The organism is Streptococcus nidrosiense (genome assembly GCF_042140045.1).
Lineage (GTDB): Bacteria > Bacillota > Bacilli > Lactobacillales > Streptococcaceae > Streptococcus > Streptococcus nidrosiense.
Window position 1 is genome coordinate 592708 of the sequence record NZ_CP152419.1, and the last position, 18897, is coordinate 611604.

General features: G+C 42.7%; 9 protein-coding genes. 8 read left to right on the forward strand and 1 reads right to left on the reverse strand.

Annotated features, from left to right (window positions below; translation table 11 throughout):
• Nucleotides 1-11: 11 nt before the first annotated feature.
• Nucleotides 12-8567 (reverse strand): hypothetical protein, encoded by an 8556-nt coding sequence (locus tag AAFQ93_RS02945; RefSeq protein ID WP_375555550.1) that lies wholly within the window; start codon nt 8565-8567, stop codon nt 12-14.
• Between the two features lie 10 nt (nt 8568-8577).
• Here AAFQ93_RS02945 and AAFQ93_RS02950 point away from each other — a divergent pair, with 10 nt between their 5' ends.
• From AAFQ93_RS02950 to AAFQ93_RS02985, 8 genes are all read left to right on the forward strand, one after another.
• A complete protein-coding gene (locus tag AAFQ93_RS02950; RefSeq protein WP_375555769.1) occupies nt 8578-8835 on the forward strand; it encodes an LPXTG cell wall anchor domain-containing protein in 258 nt (85 codons plus the stop codon).
• Nucleotides 8836-9067: 232 nt separating this feature from the next.
• Nucleotides 9068-9946, forward strand: a complete 879-nt coding sequence (locus tag AAFQ93_RS02955; protein WP_375555551.1) for a glycosyltransferase family 2 protein — start codon at nt 9068-9070, stop codon at nt 9944-9946.
• A 98-nt stretch (nt 9947-10044) separates the two neighbouring features.
• Nucleotides 10045-11292 (forward strand): glycosyltransferase family 8 protein, encoded by a 1248-nt coding sequence (locus tag AAFQ93_RS02960; RefSeq protein WP_375555552.1) that lies wholly within the window; start codon nt 10045-10047, stop codon nt 11290-11292.
• Nucleotides 11261-12490, forward strand: a complete 1230-nt coding sequence (locus AAFQ93_RS02965; RefSeq protein ID WP_375555553.1) for a glycosyltransferase — start codon at nt 11261-11263, stop codon at nt 12488-12490. Before AAFQ93_RS02960 ends, AAFQ93_RS02965 begins: the two co-directional genes overlap by 32 nt.
• Complete coding sequence (locus tag AAFQ93_RS02970; protein ID WP_375555554.1) at nt 12480-13376, forward strand: glycosyltransferase family 2 protein; 897 nt, start codon at nt 12480-12482, stop codon at nt 13374-13376. The genes AAFQ93_RS02965 and AAFQ93_RS02970 overlap by 11 nt, the downstream gene beginning before the upstream one ends.
• A 200-nt stretch (nt 13377-13576) precedes the next feature.
• Nucleotides 13577-14467 carry a glycosyltransferase family 2 protein gene (locus AAFQ93_RS02975; protein ID WP_375555555.1) on the forward strand — a complete coding sequence of 297 codons (891 nt, stop codon included), beginning with the start codon at nt 13577-13579 and terminating at the stop codon, nt 14465-14467.
• Nucleotides 14468-14579: 112 nt separating this feature from the next.
• Nucleotides 14580-17798, forward strand: coding sequence for an SP_1767 family glycosyltransferase (locus AAFQ93_RS02980; protein WP_375555556.1), 3219 nt, complete (start codon nt 14580-14582; stop codon nt 17796-17798).
• An 8-nt stretch (nt 17799-17806) separates the two neighbouring features.
• Entirely contained in the window at nt 17807-18814 is a 1008-nt protein-coding gene (locus tag AAFQ93_RS02985) for a sugar transferase (RefSeq protein ID WP_375555557.1), read from the forward strand.
• The last annotated feature ends 83 nt before the right edge of the window (nt 18815-18897 follow it).

An 18897-nucleotide genomic window follows, 5' to 3' on the forward strand; every position in this document is an offset into this window, starting at 1 on the left:
TCAGATTCGGATCACAAGTCAGAATCAGCAAGTACGTCCGCCTCAACAAGTGCAAGTACATCTGCATCAGAGTCGGCTTCAACGAGTGCATCAGCCTCAACGAGTGCAAGTACATCTGACTCAATAAGTGCAAGTGCATCAGCAAGTACGTCAGCTTCAACGAGCGCAAGTACATCAGCAAGCACATCTGCTTCAACAAGCGCAAGTACATCAGTAAGTACGTCAGCGTCAACAAGTGCAAGCACGTCAGCAAGTACGTCAGCCTCAACAAGTGCAAGCACGTCAGCAAGCACGTCAGCGTCAACAAGTGCAAGCACATCGGCTAGCACGTCAGCATCAACAAGTGCAAGCACATCGGCAAGTACGTCAGCGTCAACCAGCGCAAGTACATCGGCTAGCACGTCAGCGTCAACAAGTGCAAGCACGTCAGCAAGTACGTCAGCATCAACAAGCGCAAGCACGTCAGCAAGTACATCCGCTTCAACAAGCGCAAGCACGTCAGCAAGTACATCCGCATCAACAAGTGCAAGCACGTCAGCAAGTACGTCAGCATCAACAAGTGCAAGCACGTCAGCAAGTACATCTGCTTCAACAAGTGCAAGCACATCAGCAAGCACGTCAGCATCAACAAGCGCAAGCACGTCAGCAAGTACGTCGGCTTCAACAAGTGCAAGCACGTCAGCAAGTACGTCCGCGTCAACAAGTGCAAGTACGTCGGCAAGTACATCCGCCTCAACGAGCGCAAGCACATCGGCTAGCACTTCAGCAAGTACGTCAGCCTCAACAAGCGCAAGTACGTCAGTAAGTACATCAGCCTCAACGAGCGCAAGCACATCAGCAAGTACGTCAGCATCAACAAGTGCAAGTACATCAGCAAGTACATCCGCATCAACAAGTGCAAGCACGTCAGCAAGTACGTCAGCATCAACAAGTGCAAGCACGTCAGCAAGTACGTCGGCCTCAACAAGCGCAAGCACTTCAGCAAGTACGTCAGCCTCAACAAGTGCAAGTACCTCAGCAAGTACATCGGCTTCAACAAGTGCAAGCACGTCAGCATCAACAAGCGCAAGCACATCAGCAAGTACATCCGCATCAACAAGTGCAAGTACATCTGCTAGCACGTCAGCATCAACGAGCGCAAGCACATCAGCAAGTACATCTGCTAGCACGTCGGCATCAACAAGTGCAAGTACGTCAGCAAGTACATCGGCTTCAACAAGCGCAAGCACTTCAGCAAGTACGTCAGCATCAACAAGTGCAAGTACATCTGCTAGCACGTCGGCATCAACAAGTGCAAGTACATCAGCAAGCACATCTGCTTCAACAAGTGCAAGCACGTCAGCAAGTACATCAGCAAGCACGTCAGCCTCAACAAGTGCAAGCACGTCAGCAAGTACGTCCGCCTCAACAAGTGCAAGTACATCTGCATCAGAGTCGGCTTCAACGAGTGCATCAGCCTCAACGAGTGCAAGTACATCTGACTCAATAAGTGCAAGTGCATCAGCAAGTACGTCAGCTTCAACGAGCGCAAGTACATCAGCAAGCACATCTGCTTCAACAAGCGCAAGTACATCAGCAAGCACGTCAGCCTCAACAAGTGCAAGCACATCTGCAAGCACGTCAGCGTCAACGAGCGCAAGCACATCTGCAAGCACGTCAGCGTCAACGAGCGCAAGCACATCTGCAAGCACGTCAGCGTCAACGAGCGCAAGTACATCAGCAAGTACGTCTGCCTCAACAAGTGCAAGTACGTCAGCAAGTACGTCAGCCTCAACAAGTGCAAGCACGTCCGCAAGTACATCTGCCTCAACGAGCGCAAGCACATCAGCAAGTACATCAGCAAGTACGTCTGCATCAACGAGCGCAAGCACGTCCGCATCAACAAGTGCAAGTACATCTGCATCAACGAGCGCAAGCACGTCAGCTTCAACAAGTGCAAGCACATCAGCAAGTACATCGGCTTCAACAAGCGCAAGCACATCGGCAAGTACGTCCGCTTCAACAAGTGCAAGTACGTCGGCAAGTACATCGGCTTCAACAAGCGCAAGTACGTCAGCAAGTACGTCAGCCTCAACAAGTGCAAGCACATCAGCAAGTACATCAGCCTCAACAAGTGCAAGTACGTCAGCAAGTACATCTGCATCAACGAGCGCAAGCACATCGGCAAGCACGTCAGCCTCAACAAGTGCAAGCACATCAGCAAGCACATCAGCGTCAACAAGTGCAAGCACGTCAGCAAGTACATCTGCTTCAACAAGTGCAAGCACGTCAGCAAGTACGTCCGCTTCAACAAGTGCAAGCACATCAGCAAGTACATCAGCCTCAACAAGTGTAAGTACGTCAGCAAGTACGTCAGCCTCAACAAGTGCAAGCACATCGGCAAGCACGTCAGCCTCAACAAGTGCAAGCACATCAGCAAGCACATCAGCGTCAACAAGTGCAAGTACATCAGCAAGTACATCTGCTTCAACAAGTGCAAGCACGTCAGCAAGTACGTCCGCTTCAACAAGTGCAAGCACATCAGCAAGTACGTCCGCTTCAACAAGTGCAAGTACATCCGCTTCAACAAGCGCAAGCACGTCAGCAAGTACCTCAGCGTCAACAAGTGCAAGTACATCCGCTTCAACAAGTGCAAGCACGTCAGCAAGTACATCAGCGTCAACGAGCGCAAGTACATCAGCTAGCACGTCAGCTTCAACAAGCGCAAGTACATCGGCTAGCACATCCGCTTCAACAAGTGCAAGCACATCGGCAAGTACGTCAGCAAGTACGTCAGCGTCAACAAGTGCAAGTACATCAGCCTCAACAAGCGCAAGCACGTCAGCAAGTACATCCGCATCAACAAGCGCAAGCACATCAGCGTCAACAAGTGCAAGCACATCGGCAAGTACATCTGCAAGCACGTCAGCATCAACGAGCGCAAGCACGTCAGCAAGTACATCCGCATCAACAAGCGCAAGCACATCAGCAAGCACATCAGCAAGTACATCCGCATCAACAAGTGCAAGTACATCAGCAAGCACTTCAGCGTCAACAAGTGCAAGCACGTCAGCAAGTACGTCAGCATCAACAAGTGCAAGTACGTCAGCAAGTACATCCGCGTCAACAAGTGCAAGCACGTCAGCAAGTACGTCCGCATCAACGAGCGCAAGCACGTCAGCAAGTACATCGGCTTCAACGAGCGCAAGCACGTCAGCAAGCACATCTGCATCAACAAGTGCAAGTACGTCAGCTTCAACGAGCGCAAGCACGTCAGCAAGTACATCTGCTTCAACAAGTGCAAGCACATCAGCAAGTACATCCGCATCAACAAGTGCAAGTACATCAGCAAGCACTTCAGCGTCAACAAGTGCAAGCACGTCAGCAAGTACGTCAGCATCAACAAGTGCAAGTACGTCAGCAAGTACATCCGCGTCAACAAGTGCAAGCACGTCAGCAAGCACATCTGCTTCAACAAGTGCAAGTACATCAGCAAGTACATCCGCATCAACAAGTGCAAGCACGTCAGCAAGCACGTCAGCATCAACGAGCGCAAGCACGTCAGCAAGCACGTCGGCATCAACAAGTGCAAGCACGTCAGCAAGTACGTCCGCGTCAACCAGCGCAAGTACATCTGCTAGCACGTCAGCATCAACGAGCGCAAGCACGTCAGCAAGTACATCCGCATCAACAAGCGCAAGCACATCAGCAAGCACATCAGCAAGTACATCCGCTTCAACAAGTGCAAGCACATCAGCAAGTACGTCAGCCTCAACAAGTGCAAGTACGTCAGCAAGCACATCTGCTTCAACAAGTGCAAGTACTTCAGCAAGCACATCTGCTTCAACAAGCGCAAGCACGTCAGCAAGTACGTCGGCTTCAACAAGTGCAAGCACATCAGCAAGCACATCTGCTTCAACAAGTGCAAGTACTTCAGCAAGTACATCCGCATCAACGAGCGCAAGCACGTCAGCAAGTACTTCAGCGTCAACAAGTGCAAGCACGTCAGCAAGTACGTCAGCCTCAACAAGTGCAAGTACATCGGCTAGCACATCTGCTTCAACAAGCGCAAGTACATCAGCGTCAACAAGTGCAAGCACATCGGCAAGTACATCTGCTAGCACGTCAGCATCAACGAGCGCAAGCACGTCAGCAAGTACATCAGCCTCAACAAGTGCAAGCACATCTGCTTCAACAAGTGCAAGTACGTCAGCCTCAACAAGTGCAAGCACGTCAGCAAGCACATCTGCTTCAACAAGTGCAAGTACATCAGCAAGTACATCAGCCTCAACAAGTGCAAGCACGTCAGCTAGCACGTCAGCATCAACGAGCGCAAGCACGTCAGCAAGCACGTCGGCATCAACAAGTGCAAGCACCTCAGCAAGTACGTCGGCTTCAACAAGCGCAAGCACGTCAGCAAGTACATCTGCTTCAACAAGTGCAAGCACATCAGCAAGTACATCCGCATCAACAAGTGCAAGTACATCAGCAAGCACTTCAGCGTCAACAAGTGCAAGCACGTCAGCAAGTACGTCAGCATCAACAAGTGCAAGTACGTCAGCAAGTACATCCGCGTCAACAAGTGCAAGCACGTCAGCAAGTACGTCCGCATCAACGAGCGCAAGCACGTCAGCAAGTACATCGGCTTCAACGAGCGCAAGCACGTCAGCAAGCACATCTGCATCAACAAGTGCAAGTACGTCAGCTTCAACGAGCGCAAGCACGTCAGCAAGTACATCTGCTTCAACAAGTGCAAGCACATCAGCAAGTACATCCGCATCAACAAGTGCAAGTACATCAGCAAGCACTTCAGCGTCAACAAGTGCAAGCACGTCAGCAAGTACGTCAGCATCAACAAGTGCAAGTACGTCAGCAAGTACATCCGCGTCAACAAGTGCAAGCACGTCAGCAAGCACATCTGCTTCAACAAGTGCAAGTACATCAGCAAGTACATCCGCATCAACAAGTGCAAGCACGTCAGCAAGCACGTCAGCATCAACGAGCGCAAGCACGTCAGCAAGCACGTCGGCATCAACAAGTGCAAGCACGTCAGCAAGTACGTCCGCGTCAACCAGCGCAAGTACATCTGCTAGCACGTCAGCATCAACGAGCGCAAGCACGTCAGCAAGTACATCCGCATCAACAAGCGCAAGCACATCAGCAAGCACATCAGCAAGTACATCCGCTTCAACAAGTGCAAGCACATCAGCAAGTACGTCAGCCTCAACAAGTGCAAGTACGTCAGCAAGCACATCGGCATCAACAAGTGCAAGCACATCTGCTTCAACAAGTGCAAGCACATCTGCTTCAACAAGTGCAAGTACGTCAGCAAGTACATCCGCTTCAACGAGCGCAAGTACATCAGCAAGTACATCCGCTTCAACAAGTGCAAGCACGTCAGCAAGTACATCTGCTTCAACAAGTGCAAGCACATCAGCAAGTACATCTGCTTCAACAAGTGCAAGCACGTCAGCCTCAACAAGTGCAAGTACATCAGCAAGTACGTCAGCATCAACGAGCGCAAGTACTTCAGCAAGTACATCTGCATCAACGAGCGCAAGTACATCAGCAAGTACGTCGGCTTCAACGAGCGCAAGCACGTCAGCAAGTACGTCAGCCTCAACGAGCGCAAGCACGTCAGCAAGCACATCAGCAAGTACTTCAGCAAGCACATCGGCATCAACAAGTGCAAGTACATCAGCAAGTACATCAGCATCAACGAGCGCAAGCACGTCAGCAAGTACGTCGGCATCAACAAGTGCAAGCACGTCAGCAAGCACATCGGCATCAACGAACGCAAGCACATCGGCTAGCACGTCAGCCTCAACAAGTGCAAGTACATCAGCAAGTACGTCGGCATCAACGAGCGCAAGCACGTCAGCAAGTACGTCAGCAAGCACGTCAGCAAGCACATCTGCATCAATGAGCGCAAGTACGTCAGCAAGCACGTCGGCATCAACAAGTGCAAGCACGTCAGCAAGTACGTCAGCCTCAACAAGTGCAAGTACATCCGCTTCAACGAGCGCAAGCACATCGGCTAGCACGTCAGCCTCAACAAGTGCAAGTACGTCAGCAAGTACATCAGCATCAACAAGTGCAAGTACATCTGCTAGCACGTCAGCATCAACCAGCGCAAGCACATCTGCTAGCACGTCAGCCTCAACAAGTGCAAGTACGTCAGCAAGTACATCAGCATCAACAAGTGCAAGTACATCTGCTAGCACGTCAGCAAGTACATCAGCAAGTACATCCGCTTCAACAAGTGCAAGCACATCAGCAAGTACGTCAGCCTCAACAAGTGCAAGCACGTCAGCAAGTACGTCAGCTTCAACGAGCGCAAGCACATCAGCAAGTACATCCGCATCAACAAGTGCTAGCACGTCAGCAAGTACATCGGCTTCAACAAGTGCAAGCACGTCAGCAAGCACATCTGCTTCAACAAGTGCAAGCACATCAGCAAGTACATCCGCGTCAACAAGTGCAAGCACGTCAGCAAGTACATCAGCTAGCACGTCAGCATCAACAAGCGCAAGCACGTCAGCAAGTACATCCGCGTCAACAAGTGCAAGCACGTCAGCAAGCACATCTGCTTCAACAAGTGCAAGTACATCAGCAAGTACATCCGCTTCAACAAGTGCAAGTACATCGGCAAGCACGTCAGCGTCAACAAGTGCAAGCACGTCAGCAAGCACATCGGCATCAACGAGCGCAAGCACGTCAGCAAGTACATCTGCTTCAACGAGCGCAAGCACGTCAGCGTCAACAAGTGCAAGCACGTCAGCAAGTACGTCGGCTTCAACGAGCGCAAGCACGTCAGCAAGTACATCCGCTTCAACAAGCGCAAGCACGTCAGCAAGTACTTCAGCAAGCACGTCAGCAAGCACATCAGCAAGTACTTCAGCAAGCACATCGGCATCAACAAGTGCAAGTACATCAGCAAGTACATCAGCATCAACGAGCGCAAGCACGTCAGCAAGTACGTCGGCATCAACAAGTGCAAGCACGTCAGCAAGTACGTCGGCATCAACGAGCGCAAGCACATCGGCTAGCACGTCAGCCTCAACAAGTGCAAGTACATCAGCAAGTACGTCGGCATCAACGAGCGCAAGCACGTCAGCAAGTACGTCAGCAAGCACGTCAGCAAGCACATCAGCAAGTACATCCGCTTCAACAAGTGCAAGCACGTCAGCAAGTACATCTGCTTCAACAAGTGCAAGTACATCAGCAAGTACATCCGCTTCAACAAGTGCAAGTACTTCAGCAAGTACATCCGCTTCAACAAGCGCAAGCACATCAGCAAGTACATCAGCATCAACGAGCGCAAGCACGTCAGCAAGTACGTCGGCATCAACAAGTGCAAGCACGTCAGCAAGCACATCTGCTTCAACAAGTGCAAGTACATCAGCAAGTACATCCGCTTCAACAAGTGCAAGTACATCGGCAAGCACGTCAGCATCAACAAGCGCAAGCACGTCAGCAAGCACATCGGCATCAACGAGCGCAAGCACGTCAGCAAGTACATCTGCTTCAACGAGCGCAAGCACGTCAGCAAGTACATCAGCATCAACGAGCGCAAGCACGTCAGCAAGCACATCGGCATCAACGAGCGCAAGCACGTCAGCAAGTACATCTGCTTCAACGAGCGCAAGCACGTCAGCGTCAACAAGTGCAAGCACGTCAGCAAGTACGTCAGCCTCAACAAGTGCAAGTACGTCAGCAAGTACATCGGCTTCAACAAGTGCAAGTACGTCAGCAAGTACGTCGGAATCAACGAGCGCAAGTACGTCAGCAAGTACATCTGCATCAACAAGTGCAAGTACCTCAGCAAGTACATCGGCCTCAACAAGTGCAAGCACGTCAGCATCAACAAGCGCAAGCACGTCAGCAAGTACATCAGCATCAACGAGCGCAAGTACGTCAGCAAGTACATCTGCATCAACAAGTGCAAGTACATCAGCAAGTACATCCGCATCAACAAGTGCAAGTACGTCAGCAAGTACATCCGCATCAACAAGTGCAAGTACGTCAGCCTCAACAAGCGCAAGCACATCAGCAAGTACATCAGCCTCAACAAGTGCAAGCACGTCAGCAAGTACATCAGCCTCAACAAGCGCAAGCACATCGGCAAGCACGTCCGCATCAACAAGTGCAAGCACGTCAGCAAGTACATCAGCATCAACGAGCGCAAGTACATCGGCTAGCACATCAGCCTCAACAAGCGCAAGTACGTCTGCCTCAACAAGCGCAAGCACATCGGCAAGCACGTCAGCATCAACAAGTGCAAGTACATCGGCTAGCACGTCAGCGTCAACAAGTGCAAGTACATCTGCATCAACGAGCGCAAGTACGTCAGCAAGTACATCTGCATCAACAAGTGCAAGCACGTCAGCTTCAACAAGTGCAAGCACATCAGCAAGCACATCCGCTTCAACGAGCGCAAGCACATCAGCAAGTTCATCTGTTGTTACAAGTAAGGGAATGCCAGAAAGCTTGTCACTTGATAGCTTAGATATTGATAGTATTATTACATCGGATTCAATTAGTACATCAGTATCACAATCACTATCACTATCATTGTCAACAAGCATTAGTCAATCAATGCCTCATTCTACTTCAACAAGTGCAAGCACCTCAACATCAATGCCTCATTCGGCTTCAACAAGTGCAAGTGCTTCAACATCAACGATTCATTCGACTTCAGCTAGTCAAGCTCCTCAAACTGAAACCACTAAGACACGTAAGCAATTACCAAATACTGGTGAAACTTCATCAATCTCATCTGCTCTCCTCGGAGTTGTAGCAGGTCTAACAGGATTAGGTTTGGTAGCTAAACGTCGTAAACGTGATGAAGAATAAATCTTGCTTTAGATAGCCGAAATAGACTGATTAGGTTGTCGTAAAACCTCCAAAAGTTTTTAACTTTTGGAGGTTTTTATGTTCTTCAAAAGTGAGATGCCATAGTTGCCATGCTTTGTGAAATAGCCTAAAAAATGGTATAATGTATGATGATAGTTTTTAACAATAAGAGTTTCGACTTTTAGAAAATATGCTTATGAATAAATTTTGAAACAAGGATAAAGGAGTAGAATTGGAACATCTAATTAGTGTTGTTATACCTGTGTATAATGTGGAAAATTATTTGGAAGAGTGCATTCAAAGTGTTCTGAATCAGACCTATACAAATCTGGATATAGTTCTAGTAAACGACGGTTCTACAGATGCTTCAGCGGAAATATGTGATAGATTTGCTGAATTGGATAGTCGAGTTCGTGTGTTCCACACAGAAAATAGGGGTGCGGCTCTGGCTAAAAATTTCGGTGTTACTCAAGCACTTGGGGAGTATGTCCTTTTTGTAGACTCAGATGATATCGATGAAAAAAGAATGGTAGATACTTTGCATAGACAAGTGGAAGAAACTGGGGCAGATATCGTAATCGGCAATTATTTTATTTATGATGAGAATGATGGACAGTGTAAATTCTATGTACTAGAAAGAGATTTTTGTATTGAAGAATTATCAGCTCAAGAATTAATTGATCGTCAAGCGGGTTATTGGCATCTAAATGCTTCAGCCTTTATTATGCCTATGTTTAAGCTGTTTAAAAAAGACTTGCTCTTGCAAGTCCCGTTTACGAATGGTCGGCGTTTTGACGATGAGGCAACTATTCATAGGTTGTTTATAAAAAGTCAGAAAACAATTTTTGTAAATGATAATCTTTATATCTATCGTGTTAGACAAGGTAGTATCATGACTTCGCAATTTGATCTATCTTGGGTACAGGATATCTTGCAAGTATTTAGTTTAAAACTTGCGGATCTTGTTCTTGCTGGTATTGATACCAGTGTTATGAGAACTCGTTTTATAAATATCCTGAATGAATATAAATACTTATGTGAAACTTATAATCTTACAGATACTGATGAGTATAGAGAGATTTTGTTTAGATTAGATTTGTGTGAGAAATAGGCTTGAAAGCCAAATTGATAGTAAATAAGAAAGCTATGCGGAACTATAAGGGGGATGAGTACCCTTTAAATGAAAAATGAAAGATAGAGGAGAGTAAAATGCAGGGGGATATCACTAACCCAAAAAGAGCTATCGTACTTGGAGCCGATAGCAATTATATGGATAAGGTAGAAACAACTGTAAAGTCAGTCTGTAGCCATAATAGGGATATAAGATTTTATATTTTTAACAGTGATTTTCCCACAGAGTGGTTTCAATTGATGAACAAAAGACTGTCTGTATTAAATTCGGAGATTGTCAATGTAAAAATCACAGATGATACAATCAGTCACTTCCATCTTCCTACGCCCCATCTTAGTTCTGCTGCCTATCTTCGATATTTTATTCCAAATTTTGTTTTTGAAAAGAAGGCCCTCTATCTTGATAGTGATATCATCGTAACCTCTAGTTTGACAGCATTGTTTGATATTGATTTGGATGGCTACCCACTTGGAGCTGTTCCAGATATTCCGACTACTGATGAGGAGTTTAATTCAGGCGTGCTACTAATTGATACGGATATGTGGCGTAAAGAAAACATTTCCAGCCAGTTGTTTGAATTAACTATAGCTCATCATGAACATGTATACGGAGATCAGGGCATTTTCAATATACTGTTTAAAGATAGATGGAAACGTTTGGATCTAACCTACAATTTACAAGTAGGTCAAGATGCTCATAGACACTATTTGGGAGATTTTGGATGGTACGGACTATTTGATGGTATTCCTAATATTATCCACTACACGACGGAAAATAAACCATGGAAGCATTTTCGCTTTAATCGTTTTCGAGAAATTTGGTGGTTTTATTATGGCTTGAATTGGAATGATATCCTCTTGGATTCTTATGTCTTGCAAGAACAATTCGAAAACTTGATTTCCCCCATCTCCCAACATGTGAGTGTTTTTACCAATACAGGAGACATCGAGAGTATAGGTTATTTACTTGAAAAATTACCAGATGTCCAATTTCATATTGTAGCTCCAACATATTTTTCTCCTAATGTTATCGAATTGCAACGCTATTCAAATTGTTACATTTATCCATGTGCCGATCCTAAAATGAAGCAAGACATCATAGATAAAACAGATGTCTATCTAGATATTAACTACGGACCAGCTATGGACCAAGTGCTACAGGAGATGGTACGACAAGGTAAGACGATCTACTCATTTGATTCTACCAATCATTTTTCTCACGGGGAAAGCACGATCTTTACAGTTGGTGAGATAGATGAATTGATTAGAAAAATAGAAGAAGGTGGAGATAACAATGTATCAAAAAGTGATCGCTCTTGGAGCTGATATTCATTACCTTGATAAGGTAGAAACCGTGATAAAGTCAGTATCGGTTCATAATCATAAAGTGAAATTTTATGTGTTTAATGACGATTTGCCTAGTGAATGGTTTTTGTTGATGAGAAATCGTTTGAAGGTTATTGGTTCTGAGATTGTCAATGTCAAAAAAACAGCTCATAATCTTCGCGATTTCCACTTGCCGAATGCAATCCTGTCCTATGCGGCTTTCTTTAGATATTTCATTGCAGATGAAGTGCTAGAAGATAGGGTTCTCTACTTAGACTCGGATACGATTGTCAATGCAAAACTAGATGACTTATTCTACTTGGATTTACAGGGATACGCTATCGCAGCTGTTCAGGATTTTGATCAGAGTGGTTGGTTAACAACCTTTAATTCAGGTGTGATGGTGATTGATGCAAAGAAATGGCGAGAAAATCGGTTGACACAAAGTCTGCTAGAGTTGACTGCCCAACACCATGAACATGTCTATGGAGACCAAGGAATTCTCAATATGCATTTCGGTGACCAGTGGCTACATTTGGATAAAGAATACAATTTCATGGTTGGCTTGGATCAATTTCTCCATTTAAGTGGGAATGGGGAATGGTATCAGTCTAACTATTACGGAAATTGTGAACCAAAGATTATCCACTATACCACAGAATTTAAACCATGGACTCATTTGACCCTGACACGTTTTCGTAAGTTATGGTGGTTTTATTATGGTTTGAACTGGAATGATGTATTGTTAGAAACAGATATCATCAGTCGTTCATTTACAGAACTGGTGAAGGCTCCCTTGTATCATACTTGTATTTTCACAAATAGTGCTGGTCTAGAATCAATAGAATACCTATTATCTGAATTGCCAGAAGTTCATGTTACGATATTAGCTCCAACAGATTTTGCTGAGAGTGTAGTTGATATGCAACGATTTTTGAATCTTTCAATTTATCCAAACTTTAGTCCTTTTAACAAGAAGGAGACCTTGGATAAGATGGATTTCTATTTGGATATCAATCATGGTGGGGTTGTAGGGACTATTATCGAAGAAATTCATGACAAAAACAAACCAATCTTCGCTTTCGACACTACCAGTCATGACTCAAGCGGAAGAAGTCAGATTTTTTCATCTGCTGAACCAGAGAAAATGGTAGAGGAAATTCGAAAATTTTTAGGAGAAAAGCTGAATGGAAAATGAATTAATCAGTATAGTAGTTCCCATCTACAATGTTGAAAACTATCTAGGAATGTGTTTGGATAGTATTCACCATCAAACCTACGAAAATTTTGAATGCTTGTTAATCGATGATGGTTCTCCAGATAAGTCGGCAGAGATTTGTAAAGAATATGTTGCCAAAGATTCACGATTTCGTTATTTTAAAAAAGAAAATGGAGGAGTATCCTCTGCCCGTAATTTTGGAATTGCACAAGCGACTGGATCTTATATTACTTTTGTTGATTCTGATGATTGGTTGGAGTGGCATAGTCTAGAAAACTTATATGCTAAGATGCTCCAGTATACTGCGGATATTGTTGTTTCTTGTTATTGTATCTATGATGAAGAAAAGGAAATGTACCTTTTCTTTACCTATGGTGAGGAGTATGATAAAACATACACTACTAAGGAATTGATAGAAAAATTACCGTTATTAGAAGGTGATACACTCAGTTTCCAAACGCCTTGGGGAATCTTGTTTAAGAGAGAATTGTTTGAGCATATTTCTTTTCCGGAAGGAAAGCTTTGTGAAGATCTTGGGACTAATTATAAGTGTTTTATGCAGGCTAGTAAAATAGTCTATACCCATAAAAATCTTTATTGCTATCGTCTTAGAGATACAAGTCTATCTCATGAATCATTTACAGAGAAAATAATGCGAGATGATTTAGATGCTCGTATGGAACGAATTGCTTTGGTAGCTCTAAAAGGATACGATATTAGTAACTATTTGGAGCAACATAAACATTATTTAAAAACTTGGCATGGATATGCTATCGCAGAGGGATTTTTAGATAGCCGCGAAACACATCGTTTAGAGGAACTGGACTTTCTCTTATCAATGGATGAGGTGAGATGTGATGAGTAGATTATATGTCACCAGATAACTATACTGTGCAACACTTTAACCGATCAAGACTGTGTTCGTTTAATTAAAAATTTAAGAAAAACTAATTTGATTTTTATTCAAAAAATATTGACTATGAAAGAACCATCTTTTCATTATAGTAGTTGATGGTTGGAGATAATAGTTGAAGTGATATGACGATTGAGTAGGAGAAAAACTGAATGGAAAATGAATTGGTCAGTATTATCGTTCCCATTTTTAACGTGGAGAATTATCTTCGAGAATGTTTGAATAGTATTCACCATCAAACCTATGAAAATTTTGAATGCTTGTTAATCGATGATGGTTCTCCAGATAAGTCGGCAGAGATTTGTAAAGAATATGTTGCCAAAGATTCACGTTTTCGCTATTTTAAAAAAGAAAATGGAGGAGTATCCTCTGCTCGTAATTTTGGAATCGACATTGCAAATGGAGATTTTGTGGCTTTTGTAGATGGAGATGATATTGTAAATGAGCATCAATTAGAAATCCTTTTTAATAAATTGAAGGAATATGATGCAGATATAGCCATTGGGAGCTATCATCAATATTCTGAAAAAGACGGCTGCTTTTACATACACTTTACGGATGAAGACTATGTAGAGCAACTTTATGGACGTGATGAACTGATCATGAAGATTCCAGAATTGGAAAAAATTGATTTGTCATTTGTATCTCCTTGGGGAAAATTGTTTAAAAAGAAATTATTTAATCATGTTAGATTCCCCGAAAATAAGTTGGCTGAAGATGCATTTATCATGTATAAATTGTTTTTACAATGTAGAAAAATAATTTTTATAAAGAAAAGTCTTTACACCTATCGTAAGCACGATACTAGTCAAACAGGTTGCAAAATGTCAGAAGAAAAACTTAGTTTTGCTCCCGAAGCACGAATGGAGCGTTTAGCTATATTAGCAGCCTTAGGGTATGATATTAGTGAGCATGCCCGTTGGTATTTGGAAGGATTGAAATTTTCATTATACGAAGCAGGAGAAAATGATTTGGAATCTACGGAAACTGCCCGACGTATTAGGGAAAATGTATATTTTCTTGAACATTATTCAATTAAATAAGGTGGCAAAGTAGTTGTCAGAAATCTAGTGTGGAAGAATATTAGAAACTATTTTTTAATGAATTTTGTAAAAAAAAGCATACTTATACTAGGAAACTCATAAAAGGATTTATATGAAAGCAATTGTTCTTGCTGGAGATAAGAATTATCTTACTCCAATGCTTACGACGATAAAGTCTATTTTGTATTATAATCAACAGGTTAAAATTTATATTCTGCATCAGAATATTCCTAGTGATTGGTTCCATGAACTTAAAATTCAAGTGGAGAAGTTAGGAAGTATTGTAGAGGATGTTTATATTGGTGATACGATTGATTCTGAGTGGAAAACTCGTGCGCACATTTCACCGATAGCTTATGCTCGATACTTAATTCCACGCTTGATTACAGAAGAGAGAGTAGTCTATTTAGATAGTGATATCATTGTCCATGGAGATTTGAGTCCACTATTTGAGTTAGATTTAGGTGACTGCTCTTTAGCAGCAGTGAGAGATGCGGATGGAAACGGTTTTAACTCTGGAATGTTGGTCATTGATAGCCCAAAGTGGAGGGAGAAGGATATTACCACTATGCTGTTTGATAAGACAGTAGAGTATATGTCAGGTATTGAACAAGCTACTCCTGAAGGCTTTAATGGAGATCAGACAATCTTTAATTTGGTTTTTCAACATCGTTGGTTGGAGTTGGATAAAAGTTTCAATCTTCAAGTAGGCCATGATTTGGTTGCTTTTTATAGTCACTGGGATTCACATTTTGAATTGGATAAAGAACCACTTATTATCCATTACACAACTCATCAAAAACCATGGAAAACGTTAATTGGTTATCGTTACTGGGATTTATGGTGGGCTTTTCGAGATGTTAGTTATGATCAGATTGCTGCCCATTATGTAGGACGTTTTACCATTAAAAGAGTTTATGAACGCCACGATACTAATCTGTTTATATTTACAGATAGTCAGGATTTACTCTATATGGAGGAATTGGTTCAGTCACTTCCAGAGGTTGCTTTCCATATTGGTACCTATACAGATATGGGGGACATTCTTCTGTCTTTTGATCAGTATCCAAATGTTTATTTGTACCCTAATATGGTAGGAGTGGTGATTGATGAGATGATTGAGAAGTCAGATGCTTATCTGGATATTCATAAGGGAAGTCCGATGGAATTTATTGTCAATCGCTATATCAGTGCAGGAAAACCGGTATTGACTTTTGATGTGACCAATAAAAATCAGTTAAAGAGAACAGTGGTTCCTTCTCAATCTCCTCTGGAAATGATAGAAGCCATAAAAGAGTTACAGAGAAAAAAAGTTGAAAAAAAAGCAATTGCATTAGCCGCTAATTATCAATCTGCTGATCAGGTGCTAACGACAATCAAATCAATCTGTTGTCATAATCGAGGGCTTCGATTTTATCTGATGAACAGCGATTTTCCGACAGAATGGTTTTATAATCTTAATCGTAAATTAAAGAAACTAGACTGTGACATTGTCAATGCTCGTGTTAATGGTTCCCATCTCAACCAATATGTGACAAATGTTCATAAAGAAGCATTTTTACCTTGTTTTATTTCGGATTTTGTTGAGGAAGATAAGGTCCTATATCTGGACTGTGATTTGGTTGTCACAAGAGACCTAAGTTCCCTGTTTGCTGTCGAATTGGGAGACTATCCCTTGGGTGCTGTTAAAGATTTGGGTGGACAAATTTATTTTGGTCAACATATTTTTAATTCAGGTGTGATGCTAATCAATAATCGTCTTTGGAAACAAGAAGAAATACGCAAGCAGCTAATTGAAATGATCAATGAGTTGCATGACAAGGTTGCTCAAGATGTTCAAAGTATCTTGAATATCTTATTTAAAGACCATTGGTTGGCTTTAGACTTTAAATATAATTGTAGTACCTTGCACATGCATTTTTCAGATTATCGACCAGAACCTGGGACTTATCCACCGATTATTCATTATTTGACAGAGAGAAAACCATGGGGACTGTATGAACGCTCCATTTATCGAAATGTTTGGTGGTATTACAATGCCCAAGATTGGTCGGACATGAACGAGGTAACTCCTTATTTGACACAAGAACAGGTGAATCACTACACAGGGATTCAACATTCAGCACTAGTCTATACCTTCTCAAGTGACTTGAGAAATATGGGATACTTGATTGAAAATCTACCAGATGTCAAGTTTTATGTAGCTGCCCCAGTCATGGTAGCTGATAGTATTACAGCTTTACTAGCCTACCCCAATGTCTCTGTCTTATCGGATATAGCTGGGCAACCAGCTTTGATTGATAGTTTAGTTGAAGGCTGTGACTTCTTACTGGATATTAATGCTGATATCGAAGTTGACGGGATCATTAGGCGCTTCCAAGAAGCTGGAAAACCAGTATTTGCTTTTGAGAGTGTAGCCCATGGTGAACAAGGTCAGATTCTTTATGACCAAGCGCATCCGGAAGAGATGGCCCTAGCTATTGAAACCTACTGTCAAAACGGAGAGCTACCTATAAAAAAGCTTCAAACCTATCCAAAGGTACTGGATATCCAGCAGAGTCTTGATTATATACTAGAACATCATTCTTCTGTTATTCGCTATGGGGATGGAGAAATGGATATCATGATGGGACACGGGATTCCTTATCAAGACTACGATGTGACACTGGCAGAACAGCTTAGAAATATGATCCAACTAGAAAGTTCACCAGAATTGCTAGTTTGTCTTTCAGATGTTTTTGAAGACTTAGAACGCTACAAGTCAGAAGCTGTCAATTTTTGGCAAACGCATTTGGAACAATATAAAGAAGCTTATCATAGATTTTGTACAGCAAGCTTTTATGGTTCGACTTTTATATCTCGTCCTTATATGGACCTCAAAGATAAGTCTGCTTCAGTGGCTCACTTTGAAAAATTAAAGAAACTTTGGGATAAACGAGATATCTTGATCGTCGAAGGTGAAAATTCACGTTCAGGAGTTGGTAATGACCTTTTTGACAATGCTCAGTCAGTTGAGCGTATTATCTGCCCTTCTAGAAATGCCTACAGTAAAGTTCAGTCAATTCAAGAAGCGATAGAGAAGCATGCCGATGGTAAAGTAGTATTCTTGATGCTTGGTCCTACAGCTAAGGTTTTGGCTTATCATTTAAGCAAAAAAGGTATACAAGCGATTGATTTAGGTCATATTGATTCCGAATATGAGTGGTTTAAGATGGGAGCAACTTCAAAAGTAAAATTCTCACATAAGCATACCGCAGAGCATAATTTTGATCAAGAAATTCAGCTAGTTGAGGATGAAATTTATAATAAGCAAGTTGTCGTAAGGATTTAAATAGGATTATGAAGATAAATATTACAAATATTTACGGTATGTCTGGTCAGAGTACAGCTTTGATCGCCCAGAATGAAACCGTTAAAATTGCAAGAAAGTTAGACTTTCACGAGCTTGGTTTTTACTTTTACGATATTTATAGTGATAGTCAAGGTGAGTTGAATAGCCGTTTAGATGGTGTCATGGCTCGAGTGGGTTACGGTGATATTGTCGTTTATCAATCTCCATCGTGGAATGGTAGGGAGTACGATCAAAATTTTATTAGAAAATGTAAGATTTTAAATACGAAAATTATTACCTTCATTCATGATGTTCCACCCCTTATGTTCCCATCAAATTATTACTTGATGCCTGAGTACATTGAAATGTACAATCAATCGGATCTAGTAGTTGTTCCATCAGAACAAATGAAGGAACGGCTCATTCAGGAAGGATTGACAGTTCAAAAAATTGTTATCCAAGGCATGTGGGACCATGTTCATGACTATCCTTTGAGACAACCTGCTTTTCAGAAAAAACTATCTTTTGCGGGTAGTGTGGAGCGTTTTGAGCACTTATCCAACTGGGCTTACTCAACCCCTCTCGATATTTTCTCAGAATCAAATCAAGAGAATAGTAACCCAACAGTTTCCTTTAAAGGTTGGAAAACCGATCCAGAGTTGCTTCTTGCTTTGTCAGAGGGAGGATTTGGTTTAGTATGGGGAACCAGCGAAAATCCAGCGGATGAGGCAGACTACTATCGCTTGAATATCTCTCATAAAGTTAGCACCTATCTTGCTGCTGGAATTCCAGTAGTAGTGCCATCCTATCTCTCAAATGCCAGTTTCATAAGGGAAAAAGGCTTAGGTTATGTAGTGGATAGTTTGGAAGAGGCCAATCGTCTAGTAGAAGAAACGACAGCAGAAGCTTATCAACACATGGTTGAAAATGTATATAAAGTTAGTTATGCCTTGAAACAAGGCTACTTTACAAAAAAACTATTGATTGATGCAGTGATGCAGGTTTTGGATATCTAGAGCATGATCGTTATGGATTGCCCTCATCCATTAGGATGAGGGAATATCATTATTGGAAAAGATTTATTTATAGATTTAGCCAT